This window comes from Microvirgula sp. AG722, from assembly GCF_003269145.1.
Taxonomy (GTDB): domain Bacteria; phylum Pseudomonadota; class Gammaproteobacteria; order Burkholderiales; family Aquaspirillaceae; genus Microvirgula; species Microvirgula aerodenitrificans.
Map to the genome: position 1 here is coordinate 109346 of NZ_QLTJ01000004.1, position 13028 is coordinate 122373.

At 66.6% G+C, this 13028-nt stretch carries 15 protein-coding genes; 7 read left to right on the forward strand and 8 right to left on the reverse strand.

The features are described 5' to 3' along the window. Positions 1-98 precede the first annotated feature (98 nt). The 8 genes from DFO50_RS08290 to DFO50_RS08325 all read right to left on the reverse strand — a co-directional run bounded on the left by DFO50_RS08290 (position 99) and on the right by DFO50_RS08325 (position 6755). On the reverse strand, positions 99-473 hold the full coding sequence (locus DFO50_RS08290) for a Gfo/Idh/MocA family oxidoreductase (protein WP_028500598.1): 375 nt from the start codon (positions 471-473) through the stop codon (positions 99-101). A 92-nt stretch (positions 474-565) separates the two neighbouring features. Then, on the reverse strand, positions 566-1342 hold the full coding sequence (locus tag DFO50_RS08295; protein ID WP_112692360.1) for an ABC transporter permease: 777 nt from the start codon (positions 1340-1342) through the stop codon (positions 566-568). 10 nt (positions 1343-1352) lie between these two features. Beyond that, positions 1353-2546: an ABC transporter substrate-binding protein gene (locus DFO50_RS08300; RefSeq protein WP_107889580.1), complete on the reverse strand. Its 1194-nt coding sequence runs from the start codon at positions 2544-2546 to the stop codon at positions 1353-1355. 2 nt (positions 2547-2548) lie between these two features. Then, positions 2549-3358 (reverse strand): ABC transporter ATP-binding protein, encoded by an 810-nt coding sequence (locus DFO50_RS08305; RefSeq protein ID WP_233495221.1) that lies wholly within the window; start codon positions 3356-3358, stop codon positions 2549-2551. Between the two features lie 10 nt (positions 3359-3368). After that, a complete protein-coding gene (locus DFO50_RS08310; RefSeq protein ID WP_028500602.1) occupies positions 3369-3536 on the reverse strand; it encodes a rubredoxin in 168 nt (55 codons plus the stop codon). Continuing rightward, positions 3533-4633, reverse strand: coding sequence for an acyl-CoA dehydrogenase family protein (locus DFO50_RS08315; RefSeq protein WP_107889581.1), 1101 nt, complete (start codon positions 4631-4633; stop codon positions 3533-3535). Before DFO50_RS08315 ends, DFO50_RS08310 begins: the two co-directional genes overlap by 4 nt. A 25-nt stretch (positions 4634-4658) precedes the next feature. Next, a complete protein-coding gene (locus DFO50_RS08320) occupies positions 4659-5228 on the reverse strand; it encodes a carboxymuconolactone decarboxylase family protein (RefSeq protein WP_107889582.1) in 570 nt (189 codons plus the stop codon). Positions 5229-5333: 105 nt separating this feature from the next. Beyond that, complete coding sequence (locus DFO50_RS08325) at positions 5334-6755, reverse strand: PLP-dependent aminotransferase family protein (RefSeq protein WP_107889583.1); 1422 nt, start codon at positions 6753-6755, stop codon at positions 5334-5336. A 304-nt stretch (positions 6756-7059) separates the two neighbouring features. On the opposite strand from DFO50_RS08325, the gene DFO50_RS08330 reads away from it, so the two are divergent. The 7 genes from DFO50_RS08330 to DFO50_RS08360 all read left to right on the forward strand — a co-directional run bounded on the left by DFO50_RS08330 (position 7060) and on the right by DFO50_RS08360 (position 13026). Continuing rightward, complete coding sequence (locus DFO50_RS08330) at positions 7060-7575, forward strand: DUF934 domain-containing protein (RefSeq protein ID WP_112692321.1); 516 nt, start codon at positions 7060-7062, stop codon at positions 7573-7575. A gap of 88 nt (positions 7576-7663) precedes the next feature. Further along, positions 7664-9085: a cytochrome-c oxidase, cbb3-type subunit I gene (gene ccoN, locus DFO50_RS08335; RefSeq protein ID WP_107889585.1), complete on the forward strand. Its 1422-nt coding sequence runs from the start codon at positions 7664-7666 to the stop codon at positions 9083-9085. A 56-nt stretch (positions 9086-9141) separates the two neighbouring features. Next, on the forward strand, positions 9142-9324 hold the full coding sequence (locus tag DFO50_RS08340) for a hypothetical protein (protein ID WP_107889586.1): 183 nt from the start codon (positions 9142-9144) through the stop codon (positions 9322-9324). Positions 9325-9483: 159 nt separating this feature from the next. After that, positions 9484-9804, forward strand: coding sequence for an Hpt domain-containing protein (locus tag DFO50_RS08345; RefSeq protein WP_158537421.1), 321 nt, complete (start codon positions 9484-9486; stop codon positions 9802-9804). Beyond that, positions 9801-10445 (forward strand): response regulator, encoded by a 645-nt coding sequence (locus tag DFO50_RS08350; protein WP_107889588.1) that lies wholly within the window; start codon positions 9801-9803, stop codon positions 10443-10445. The genes DFO50_RS08345 and DFO50_RS08350 overlap by 4 nt, the downstream gene beginning before the upstream one ends. 112 nt (positions 10446-10557) lie before the next feature. Then, positions 10558-11862 carry an aminopeptidase P N-terminal domain-containing protein gene (locus tag DFO50_RS08355; RefSeq protein ID WP_028500610.1) on the forward strand — a complete coding sequence of 435 codons (1305 nt, stop codon included), beginning with the start codon at positions 10558-10560 and terminating at the stop codon, positions 11860-11862. Beyond that, on the forward strand, positions 11863-13026 hold the full coding sequence (locus DFO50_RS08360) for an FAD-dependent monooxygenase (RefSeq protein WP_112692323.1): 1164 nt from the start codon (positions 11863-11865) through the stop codon (positions 13024-13026). Positions 13027-13028: the final 2 nt, after the last annotated feature.

The window sequence follows — 13028 nt, forward strand, 5'->3', positions numbered from 1 at the left end:
AGTCTATTTACAACTTGCTAGTGAATCTTTTATGAAAGGTCGGAAAAAGCCGGCCGCCGGCCTTCCCCCGGGCATGGGAAGGCCGGCCGGCGGCGGTATTACACGTAGTGTTCGTTGTCGTGCTTGCCGTCGATCCAGTGGCCGGCCGACAGCGACAGCATCAGCAGCGCGATGCGCTCATGCATGATCAGCGTATGTTCGTTGCGGGTGTCCTGCATGATCTGGCGCAGTGTTTCGCGCACGGCCGGGACGCCGGTCACGTCGATCAGGATGTCGATCGAGGCATCGCGTGCCAGTTCGCGGAAGTCGGTAGTGACGGGGCGGCCATGCTCGCGCGCCAGCGCAATGCCCGGCTGTTCGAGGTCGAGGTCGGCCAGGCCGACCAGTTCGACGAACGGGGCGTCAAGCAGTTGGCGCAGCAGGGGGGTGCCGGTTTCACCGGCGCCGATCATGGCGATACGAATGGCAGTCATGACAAATTCCATGTGACAAAAATCAACCCCGCCATTATGCAACACGGATGTCATGTTGCGTTGATGGCGGTCAAAACGGAGGCGGCGGGCGTTCAGGCTTCCGCATGCACGGCACGCTTCAGCCAGCGTGCCAGGGCGTCGAGCAGGTAGCCGAGCAGGCCGATCAGCAGAATGACGGCCATCAGTTCCGAGTAGGCGAGGCGGTCTCGCGTATCGAGGATGAAATAGCCGAGCCCGGCGCTGACGCCGAGCATTTCGCACGGCACCAGCACGATCCAGACGATGCCGATGGCGAGTCTGACGCCGGTCAGGATATGACCGAGGATGCCGGGCAGGATGATGCGGAACAGTGTCTCCGTGCGCGTGGCACTGAGGCTGCGGCCCAGTTGCAGCCAGCGCGGGTCGAGCTGGCGCACGCCGGCGGCGGTGTTCAGCATGATCGGCCACACCGCGGCGAAGGCGAGCAGGAAGTAGATCGGCGCATCACCGACACCCAGCACCATGACCGCGATCGGCATCCACGACAGTGGTGAGATCATGCGCAGGAACTGGAATGCGGCCGAGGTGCCGGCCTCGACCGGCCGCGACACGCCGACGGCCAGGCCGAGCGGCACGCCGATGGCGAATGCCAGGCCGAGCCCGACCAGTACCCGGCGCAGGCTGACCAGCACATGGCGGGTCAGCTCGTTGCCGGCCAGCAGCTCGTACAGGCTGACGAAGGTCGGCCCCGGTCCGAGCAGGGCTGCCAGCGGCTGCTCGCGACCCAGCCACTGGATGCCCAGTGCCCAGGCTGCCAGCAGCAGCGCCAGCCCGCCCACGGCCAGCGCCAGCCGCGCGGCCTTGCCGTTTCCGGCCGCAAAAACAGACATCCGCATCCTCCTAGACCGACACGATTTCATTGCGGGTGAACGAATCGGGGAACCCGAACGTCTTCAGCCCGCCGACCTGGCGCAGCGCCTGCCTGACGAAGCGATCATCGACCAGGTCGCGGGCGACCTGCTCGGGCTTCAGCCCGGCGAGGAAGGCGTTGTTGCCCTCGATGCGGGTGGTCTTCAGCATCCGCACCAGGGTTTCGGTGTAGCTCGGGAACGGATACGGCTGGAAGTCGATCCGCTCTTCCTTCCAGTCCGGGTGACGGATGGCGCCGCTGGCTGCGTACTGGCGCGCCTGGGCCGCATTCGGCTCCAGCACCCGGGACAGGGTTTCCACACTGTGCGGCGTGTAGCGGTTGGGGCCGTCCCTGGACAGCAGGCGCGCGGTGGCGCCACGGTTGTCCTGGATCCAGGCCTGGGCCTTGACCAGGCTGGTGACCACTTTCTGGCTCCATTCCGGGCGCTGGTTCAGATCGCGCTCGTGCATGAAAACCACACAGCAGGCATGGTTTTTCCACACGTCGCCGGTAAAGCGCAGCACCTTGCCGACCTTCAGCAGCTCGGCGGCGGCATTGAACGGCTCGGCGACGATAAAGCCGGCGATCTGGCGGCTGGCCAGCGCCGGGGTCATGTCGGCCGGGGACATCACCACCAGATTCACTTCATTGGCGCGCGGTGCGGCGCGGCCGCCGCTGATCGCCTGCAGGCCGTTCTGCGTCAGCAGCTGCTGCAGCACCACGTTGTGCATTGAATACCAGAACGGGATCGCCACCGTCTTGCCGCCCAGCTGGCGGATATTGTCGATCTCGGGCAGCACGGTCAGGGCCGAGCCGCCGACATGGTTCCAGGCGACCACTTTGGCCGGCACCTTGCTGCCGTAGCGCGCCCACACCGTGATCGGCGACAGCAGGTGGACCACATTGACCTGGCCGGACACAAACGCTTCGACCAGTTGCGCCCAGCTGCGGAACAGGCGCGGGGCTTCCACCGTCAGCCCTTCGGCCTCGTACAGCTTGTTGTGATGGGCGACCAGCAGTGGTGTGGCGTCGGTGATCGGCAGGTAGCCGATCCGCACCGGCGCATTGGCATCGGCGGCGGCGCGGGCCTCGAACGACTGCAGCAGCGGCAGCGCGCCGCCGGCGGTCAGCAGCGCGGACAATTTCAGGAACTCCCGACGGGAGCGCAACGGATCTTGGGTCATGGTCAGGCCTGTTGGGGGAGGGGGGAGGGCGTGCGGGCATGTCGCAGCCGTTGCACGATGTCGAGGCGCAGCTCAGTCAGCGCCCGGTCCTGGTCGGCACCCGGTGCCGGCAGGTTCAGCGTCCAGCTGTCGATCAGGCGGCCGGGCTGGCCGCCGATCAGCAGAATGCGGTCGGCTACCCGCAGGGCTTCGTCGATATCGTGGGTGACCAGCACGGCGGCCGCCTGGTGATGACGAATGACCTCGCGCAGCAGCAACTGCATGTCGCCACGGGTAATCTCGTCCAGCGCGCTGAACGGCTCGTCCAGCAGCAGGATGGCCGGCTGGCGCGCCAGGCTGCGGGCCAGCGCAGCACGCTGGGCCATGCCGCCGGACAGTTCGGCCGGGTAGCGCTGGCGGAAGGCGTCCAGTCCGACTTCGGCAATGGCGTCATCGACCCGCCGCCGCCGGCTGGCGGCGTCCAGCGCCGGCTGGTGACGGAAATCCAGGCCGAAGGCGACGTTTCCGGCCAGGGTCAGCCACGGCAGCAGGCACGGGTCCTGGAACACCATGCCCAGACGCGGATGCGGACCGGTCAGCGGCGCGCCGAGTGCCTGCACCCGGCCACTGTCGGCGGTCTGCAGGCCGGCCAGCACGCGCAGCAGCGACGATTTGCCGACCCCGCTCGGGCCGAGCAGCGCCACAGTTTCGCCAGCGGCGAGCGACAGGCCGAAGCCTTCCAGTATCCGCTGGCGCTGGCCGTCCGGCTGCGGGTAGGACAGGGAAATATCTTCCGCCCACAGGGCGGGCAGGGCATCGGGCCTTGCGGTCACTGCGGGCTCCTTAATCCGGAATGAGGAAAAAATCGGGCTTGCCGAGCCCGCAGTCGGGGCAGACCCAGTCGTCGGGAATGTCGGCGAACGGGGTGCCGGGGGCGATGCCGTGGTCGGGCAGGCCCAGTGCTTCGTCGTAAATGAAGCCGCATGGACCGCACATCCACTGCACGCTCATGCGGCGTGCTCCAGCGCATGGATTTCCTTGCGCAACTGTTTCAGCGCCGGGGTGACGATGGCAACGAACACCGCTTCGCGCAGCCGGCGCTGGGCCGGGTGGCGGATCAGGTAGCCTTTGGCGCCGGCATGCAGCACGGCGGCGTTGGCTGCACGCAGCGCCAGCTCGGCCGCGGCGGCGCGCAGCTTCAGTACGTCCAGCGGCCGTACCGTGCCCTGATCGGCGGCGTCGGCCAGGGCGGCGGCCTGCGCGCGCGCGGCGGCCAGTTCTGCCGCCAGCGGCGCTTCCTGCTGATCGAGGAAGGTGTTGACGTGGCCGTGGGAGACCGCCGACTCGCGCAGGATGCGCAGGCAGGCGTCGACAATGCCGAAGCCGATGCCAAGCTGGCCGAGCACGAAGCCGGGCTTGATGCGGCGGATATAGCCGGCGAACTCCGCCGGAGCGGCGATGACGGCATCGGCGTCGATGGCGACGTCATGCAGGCGGACATTCAGCGTGCGCGTCCCTTCCAGACCGGCGAATTCCGGGCAGGCATGCAGCGAGACGCCGGCCTGGTCGCACTGGAGCAGGAACATCACGTAGCCGCCGTCGTCGACGGCGGCGGCGGCAGCGAATACGTGACCGGAGCCGATGTTGGATACCCATGGCAGGCTGCCGTCGATGCGATAGCCGCTACCATCGCGGCGGGCACGCAAACGGATGTCCTCGATGCCGGCCAGGTGCTTCATCGCATTGGACAGGCCGGTGCCGCCAAGCCGTTCACCGCGCAGCAGCGGTCCGAGATGGCGTTCGCGCACGGCGGCATTCGGTGCATGGCGCAGATACCAGATACAGGTGGTCTGGCACCAGACCAGAAAGGCGGTTGAACCGCAGACCCGGCCGACGGTGTCGATGACGCCGATCTGGCTGGCCAGCCCGCTGCCGCCGTCCTCCGCGGCCAGCGCGGCCGAAAAGCCGCCGAGGGCGCCGAGTTCGCGCAGGAAGGCTTCCGGGTACAGACCATCGCGGTCGATGTCGATGACCCGTGGCGCCAGTGTCTGCTGCGCCAGTCCGGCGACCCGGTCATGCAGTGCGGGCGTTGTGGAAATATCGTTCATGGCGGTTTCCTCCGGGCCGGCCCGCTTACGCGTGCGCCGCGGCCGGCGCGTCCCAGCGCCAGGTCGCCAGTTCGGGATTCAGCGGTGTTTGTGCCAGGTTGTTGGCGAAGTTGCACAGCGTGGCCAGGCTGACACCCAGCACGGCATCCAGCGCATTGGCCGGGGTGAAACCGGCGGCGAGGAAGGTGGCATACGCGTCGTCATCGACCTGGCCGCGGCCGGCGATAACGGCGAGGGTGAAGCGGGCCAGCGCGTTCAGGCGCGGGTCGTCGAGTGCATGGCGTTCACGCAGCGCGGCGAGCACGGCCGGCGGCAGCAGTGCCTGTTTCTCGACCATGGCGCTGTGGCCGGCGACGCAGAATGCGCAGCCGTGGGTGGTGGCGGCGGTCAGCTGGACCACTTCACGTTCGGCGGCATTCAGGCTGGAGCGGGCGTTGATGGCGGAAACGGTGCGGTAGGTTTCCAGTGCGGTCGGGGCATTGGCGAGCACGCCGATCAGGTTCGGGATAAAGCCGGATGCCTGGCGGACGCTGTTCAGCGCGTCACGCGCGGCTTCGGGGGCAGAATCGGGGCTGTGGATGGGAAAGCGGCTCATGGGGCATTCCTGATTCAGGGTTGAGGGAGCGATGGTAAGTTTTGCCATATGCATTAAAAACATCAAAAAAGTTTCTGTTTATTCTTTTCTGTGCTTAGGGTCGGCTCAGGCCCGGTTGCCGACGGTGGCCAGCTTGCCGAGCGTGGCGATCGCCTGTTCGATGTCGGCGTCCCAGGGATGGCCGTAATTGAGCCGGAAGCAGTTGGCGAAGCGCGGATGGCTGGTAAAGATCCGCCCCGGTGCGATGCTGATGCCGTGTGACAGCGCGCGCTGGTGCAGGTCCAGCGCATCGATGCCGTCGGGCAGCTCGATCCACAGAAAGTAGCCGCCGTCGGGTCGGGTAGCGCAGGTGCCGGGCGGAAAGTGGCGGGCGACGGCCTGCATGACGTCGCGCTGCTGCGCGGACAGCGCCTGGCGCAGGTGACGCAGGTGGCGGTCGTAGCCGCCTTTCTCCAGGTAGGCGGCCAGCGCGGCCTGGGCCGGTGCCGAGGTAGTCAGCGTGGTGGTCAGCTTGTGGCGGGCGACGGTGCGGGCAAAGCGGCCGGGCGCGGCCCAGCCGATCCGGTAGCCGGGTGCCAGACATTTGGAGAACGACGAGCAGTGCATGACCAGCCCGTGGCGGTCGAAGGCCTTGGCCGGTGTCGGGCGCTTGCTGCCGAAATACAGCTCGCCGTACACATCGTCCTCGATCAGCGGTACATCGTGGCGGGCCAGCAGCTCGACCAGATCGCGCTTCTTGTGGTCCGGCATCAGGCTGCCAAGCGGATTCTGGAAATTGGTCATCAGCCAGCAGGCTTTCGGCCGGTGCCGGGTCAGTGCGCTTTCCAGTGCGGCGAGGTCGATGCCTTCACGCGGGTGGGTCTGCACCTCGATCGCGTGCAGGCCGATGCGTTCCAGCGACTGCAGCGCGGTATAGAAAGTCGGTGATTCGACCACTACCGCATCGCCGGGGCGGGTGACCGCCATCAGGCACAGGTTCAGTGCTTCCAGTGCCCCGTTGGTGATGACAATGTCGTCGGTGTGGACGTGCAGGCCGTCGATCAGGTAGCGCAGCGCAATCTGCCGGCGCAGGCGGGCGTTGCCCGGGCTCAGGTCGTCGACCGAGCTCCACGGGTCGAGCTTCTGCACCGAGGACGCCATGACCTGGGCCAGCCGCGGCAGCGGAAACAGCAAGGGGCTGGGAAACGCCGAGCCGAGCGGCACCAGATCACGGCGCAGCGTCGATTCGAGCACGTCGAACACCCGCTCGCTGATCTCCAGCGCGGCTGCGGTGGCGGTCGGCTGCGGCAGGTTTTCCGGCTCCGGCGGCAGGCGCGGCGCGGTGCCGGTCACGTAGTAGCCGGAGCGGTCGCGGGCGCGGATCAGGCCGCGTGCTTCGAGCAGGTAATAGGCCTGGAATACCGTCGACGGGCTGATCTCGCGGCTGGCGCTGGCCTGGCGGACCGAGGGCAGGCGGTCGCCGGGACGCAGTACGCCGGTGTCGATCGAGCGGGCGATATCGTCGGCCAGCATTTCATAGCGTGTCATCGGGAGCGGGGTCCGGGCGGAAGAAGGGATCCCGGATTCTAGGCAGCGCCCGCGGCGGGAAACAGACACACAAACGGGGCAAAACACCGGATCAGAGGGGTAACAGACCGGCAACTGCTCCGGTGTTTTTACTGTCATCTGCCCATACCGCCGACACGGTCTACGGCATAACCTCCCGGCATAAAAACCGCATCGCGTTTCCAGCCCGGAAACCGGCGATGGCGGGAGGGACGGAAAGGGGCCGTGGCAGCCATGCACATGACAGTCGACCGGAGCCGGCCAGCCGCACAGGCGGAGGCCGGCCATGAATGAATCCCGCAGCCGGGTGATCCGCAGCGGGCGGATCGAGAATGACAACTGGCTTGGCTTTGCCGCGGTGGATGCCTTTCCACCTGGCGGATCGGTGTTTGTCGACCAGCCGGGCTGGGTGCTGCCATTGCCGTTGTGGAAGGCCTGCCGTGCACGGCTGAGCGGTCGTCGGCATCCGCCGGCCGTCTGGCTGGATGCGGGTACCGATCCGGCCACCCTGCTGGAAGACGGCCGGCTGATTTTCCCGCCCGACGATATCGCCTTTATCGCCATCGATTTCTCCGGTCATGCCGACCGGCGCGGCCATGCGCTGGCGCGGGCCCTGCGCGACCGGCATGGCTGGCGGGGGGAGTTGCGGGCCGTCGGCGATGTCCGGGTCGAAACCGTGCACGCGTTGTCACAGGCCGGTTTCGACAGTTTCACCATCAGACCGGGTCACGACCCGTTGCAGGCGCTGGCCGCGCTGGAAGGCTGCCCGCCGGTTTGCGGGCCGGGGCCCCGGCGGACCTGAGCGTCCGCCCTGTCTGTTTTTCGTCCGTGTTCCGCGCCGTGCCGGCGCGGGACGGGGACGCCGTTGTTTCAGTCCTGGAGAAAGCGCTATGGAGTCGCAGTCGACATATAACTACAAGGTCGTACGCCAGTTCGCCCTGATGACCGTGCTATGGGGGGTCGTCGGCATGCTGGTCGGCGTGACCATCGCCGCGCAACTGGTCTGGCCCGACCTGAACGTCGGTCCGTATTTCCACTTTGGCCGCCTGCGCGCGCTGCATACCAGTGGTGTGATCTTCGCCTTCGGTGGCTGTGGGCTGATCGCGACCAGCTACTACGTGGTACAGCGCACCTGCAACACCCGGCTGTTCTCCGATGGTCTGGCCGCGTTCACCTTCTGGGGTTACCAGGCGGTGATCGTCCTGTGCGTGATCACCTATCCGCTCGGCATGTCCTTCAACAAGGAGTACGCCGAGATGGAGTGGCCGATCAAGGTGCTGCTGGCCATCGTCTGGGTCGCCTATGCGGTCGTGTTCTTCGGCACCATCGCCAAGCGCAAGGTCAAGCACATCTACGTTGCCAACTGGTTTTACGGGGCGTTCATTCTGGCGATTGCGCTGCTGCACATCGTCAACAGCGCATTTGTTCCGGTCACGCTGTGGAAGTCGTACTCGATCTACTCCGGCGCCGTCGACGCGATGGTGCAGTGGTGGTACGGCCACAACGCGGTCGGCTTCTTCCTGACCGCCGGCTTCCTCGGCATGATGTACTACTTCGTCCCGAAGCAGGCCGGTCGCCCGATCTATTCGTACCGGCTGTCGGTGGTCCACTTCTGGGCACTGATTTTCACCTACATGTGGGTCGGTCCCCACCACCTGCACTACACCGCGCTGCCTGACTGGACCCAGTCGCTCGGCATGGTGTTCTCGCTGATTCTGCTGGCTCCGAGCTGGGGCGGCATGATCAACGGCATCATGACCCTGTCGGGTGCCTGGCACAAACTGCGCACTGACCCGATCCTGAAGTTCCTCATCGTGTCGCTGTCGTTCTACGGCATGTCGACCTTCGAGGGGCCGATGATGTCGATCAAGACCGTCAACGCGCTGTCGCACTATACCGACTGGACCATCGGTCACGTTCACTCCGGTGCACTGGGCTGGGTCGGCTTCATCACCATCGGTTCGCTGTACTACATGATCCCGCGGCTGTTCAACCGGGAGCAGATGTTCTCGATCCGCCTGATCGAGGCGCACTTCTGGCTGGCGACGCTGGGCGTCGTGCTGTACATCGCCGCGCTGTGGATCTCCGGCGTGACCCAGGGCCTGATGTGGCGTGCGCTGAACCCGGACGGCACGCTGACCTATGCGTTCGCCGAAGTGGTCAAGGCCACCTATCCGTACCACTTCGTGCGGCTGGTGGGCGGGCTGCTGTACCTGAGCGGCATGGTGATCATGGCGTACAACGTGTGCCGCACCGTGATGATCGGCCGCGCCGTCAACGCCCGCATCCCGGTTCTCGCCGCCCACGCCTGAACGGAAACCCTTTTCCGCCCCGGCGTGGCCGGGGCGGGTCACCGACTGGAGCCGACATGTCAGAAACCGACGCGCTGATCCTCTCCCTGTATACCGTCGCCGCACTCGGCGGCTTCCTGTACGCCATTGCCTGGGCCTGTTTCCGCCGCGGCGCCGGCGAGGAATTCGACGAGGCCGCCGCCCTGCCGTTCGCCGACAACGACCGCCGCATCAGCCGGCATTCGTCGCTGGATGGCTGAGCGGACACTGCCCCGGATCCGGCTAAAAAGCTGGGAAATCAGAAAAATCCTATTCAAAAGCACTGCCATGTCAGCGATCCTGAACACGATTTGTTCATTCTGAACAGCTTTCCCTGTCTACCTGCCCGGGGCGGGTGGACGGGGGGATCGATGCCGGGCATGAAAGACCTCCTCTTCTCTCCGGTCCTGCCACTGTCACGAGCGGCCATTCCCGTTCTGTTTCTCCAGGTGTTCGAGCAGACCATGCGCGACGACATGCGGAGCCTGCAGACGGCGATCCGGCTTGGCAGCAGGCTGGCCATTCTCCATCACGCGCACCGGATGAAAGGCGTACTGGCCATTGTCGAATCTGCTCCGGGGGTCCGCCTGTGCACGGCCATCGAGCGTCTGGCGGAGGAAAGGCGTCATCCGGCACGGATGGCGGCGCTGGCCGACGCGCTGGAGTGCTGCCTGTTTTCCACCTGGGAGGGTCGTGAATGAACATCGTGCTTGCGGATGACCACCCGATCGTGATGATCGGCATCAGGAACGCACTGCAATCCGTGAAAGAGCTTCGCATCAGCGGCGAGGCCGACAGCGCGTCCGGGCTGATCCGGCTGCTGGAAAGCAAGACGCCGGACATCCTGATTACCGATTTCTACATGCCGGGCAGCAGGCAGGGTGATGGCATCGGCCTGGTGACCTATGTGCAGCGCCATTTTCCGGCGGTCCGGCTGATCGTGCTGACCATGCTGACCAATGCGGCCGTGCTGCGCACGATCGTCGATGTCGGCGTGCAGGGGCTGTTGCTGAAGAGTACCGCCGCACTGGAGATCATCCCGGCCCTCCATGCGGTGATGAATGGCGGCACCTATATCGACCGCGAGGCGGCCGACATCCTGTGCCGCGCCGACAAACTGCCCGACAAGGATGGCAATCCGCTGCAGCGGCAGCGGCTGACGACGCGCGAGCTGGAGGTCGTCCGCCTGTTTGTCACCGGCAACTCGGTGTCGGATATCGCCAGACTGCTGAATCGCAGCGTCAAGACCGTCAGCACCCAGAAGCGCCAGGGCTCGCGCAAGCTCGGCGTGTCGAACGACCGCGAGCTCTACGAGTATGCCCGGCTGAACGGGCTGCTCTGACAGCAGCGCACCGCAGTGGCTACAATGACAGCCTTGTCGCGATGCGCGGCCGTCGCCGGCCGCCGTCGCAGTTCCGACACCGCGACGGCGGTGCCCAAAGACGGAAATTCACATGACCGACGTCACTCCCCATCTCGGCCGCCGCGAGCGGTTGATCCGGTCGCTCGGCGATGGCATCGCCATCCTGCCGACCGCGCCTGAACAGCACCGCAATGGCGATGCCCATTATCCGTACCGCTTCGACAGCAGCTTCTACTACCTGACCGGCTTTGCCGAACCGGAGGCGGTGCTGGTGCTGGATGCGAGCAATGGCCGTTCGGTGCTGTTCTGTCGCGAAAAGAATCTGGAACGGGAAATCTGGGACGGCTTCCGTCATGGCCCCGAAGGCGCGCGCGAGGCGTTCGGCTTCGACGAGGCCTGGCCGATCGACGAGTTCGATGCCCGGCTGCCCGATCTGCTGGCGAACCGGGATACGCTGCATTACGGCTTTGGCCGCGATGCGGCGTTCGATACCCGCATCAATGCGGCACTGAACACGGTGCGCGCCCGCTTCCGCACCGGTGTGACGGCACCCACGGTGCTGAAGGACGTGCATGCGCTCGTGCACGAAATGCGGCTGGTCAAGGATGAGCATGAAATCGCCCTGATGCGCGAGGCCGCACGCCTGTCCGCTGCCGGTCACGTTGCCGCGATGCGCGCCGCGCGTCCGGGACGGCATGAATACCAGGTCGAGGCGGAAATCCTGCGCACCTTCATCGCCGGTGGCGCACGCTATCCGTCGTTCGAGAGCATCGTCGCCGGCGGTGCCAACGCCACCACGCTGCACTATGTCGGCAACGGCAGTGTGCTGCGCGACGGCGACCTGCTGCTGATCGATGCCGGTTGCGAATACCAGGGTTACGCCGGCGACATTTCGCGCACTTTCCCGGTCAACGGCACCTTCAGCGGTCCACAGCGCGACCTGTATCAGGTGGTGCTGGCGGCCAACCAGGCCGCCATCGACGCGCTGGCGCCCGGCGTGCGCTGGAACGTGCCGGCCGATGCGGCGCTGGCGGTCCAGGTGCGCGGCCTGATCGACCTCGGCCTGCTGCAGGGCAGTGTCGACGGCAATATCGAGTCCGAAGCCTATCGCCAGTTCTACATGCACCGCATCGGCCACTGGCTCGGCATCGACGTCCATGACGTCGGCGATTACAAGATCGATGGCGAATGGCGCGAATACCACCCGGGCATGGTGACCACGGTCGAGCCCGGCCTGTATGTGCGGCCGGCCGACAATGTGCCGGAGGCGTTCTGGAACATCGGCATCCGCATCGAGGATGACGTGCTGCTGACCGCGAGCGGACACGAGGTCCTGTCGGGCGACGTGCCGAAGTCGGTCGAGGCGGTCGAGGCCCTGCTGGCGGAGCGCGACTGAATGCTGCCACTGCATGTTGATGTCGCCGTGGTCGGCGGCGGCGCGGTCGGCGCGAGTGTCGCGCTGGCGGCGAAGGCGGCCGGTCGCTCGGTACTGCTGGTCGAGGCACGGGCGCGGGATGCCGATGTGCGCGATCCGCGCGTGCTGGCGCTGTCGCATGCCAGCCAGCAGGCGCTGGCCGCTTCCGGCATCTGGCACGACGGCATGCCGTCGACGCCGATCGACCGGGTCCATGTCAGTCAGGCGGCGGCTTTCGGCCGCACCGTACTCGACCGCGATGACCTCGGCCTGGCACACCTTGGCCATTCGGTCGCATATTCGGATCTGTATGCGGCTGCGCGCGAGGCGCTGCTGGCCGCCGGCGTGCCGGTCGCGTTCTCGTCGCGGGCGACCACGCTGCGCAGCGGCAGCAGCTTTGCCGAGCTCGGCATCGCGCCGGATGGCGCCGCACCGCACTGGCTGACGGCACGGCTGGTGGTGCTGGCCGATGGCGGGGGGCTGATTGACCAGTTGCCGGATGTGGTGCGACGCGAGCACGACTACCGGCAGTGCGCGGTGCTGGCGCGGCTGCGGCCGGAAACCCCGCATGGCAATGTGGCGTTCGAGCGCTTTTCCGCCCGGGGACCGATGGCACTGCTGCCGGTCGGTGACGAGCTGATGGCAGTGTGGACCCGCAGTCACGACGATGCCGAGCGGCTGATCGCGCTGGATGACGAGGCATTCGGTGCCGAGTTCGGCGCGGCATTCGGCGAGCGGCTCGGGCGGCTGACGCCGACCGCACCGCGACTGGCGGTGCCGCTGCGGCTGAAGGTCGCCAACCGTATCGTCAGCCGCCGCGTGGCACTGGCCGGCAATGCGGCGCAGACCATGCACCCGATTGCGGCCCAGGGCCTGAACCTCGGCCTGCGCGATGCCGCGCTGCTGTCCGGGCTGATCGCCCGTCCCGGCGACGCCGGCGACGCGACGCGGCTGGCCGAGTATGCGCGCCGCCGTCGCGTCGACAGCCTGGCCGTCACCGGCTTCACCCACAGCCTGGTGACGCTGTTCGATCACCAGGACCCGGTCAGCCGGGGCGCGCGGGGCGCAGTGATGGCAGTGCTGGATGCGGTGCCGACCTTCCGCAAGCGGTTCGCGTCATCGCTGGTGTTCGGCATCGGCGGCTAGGC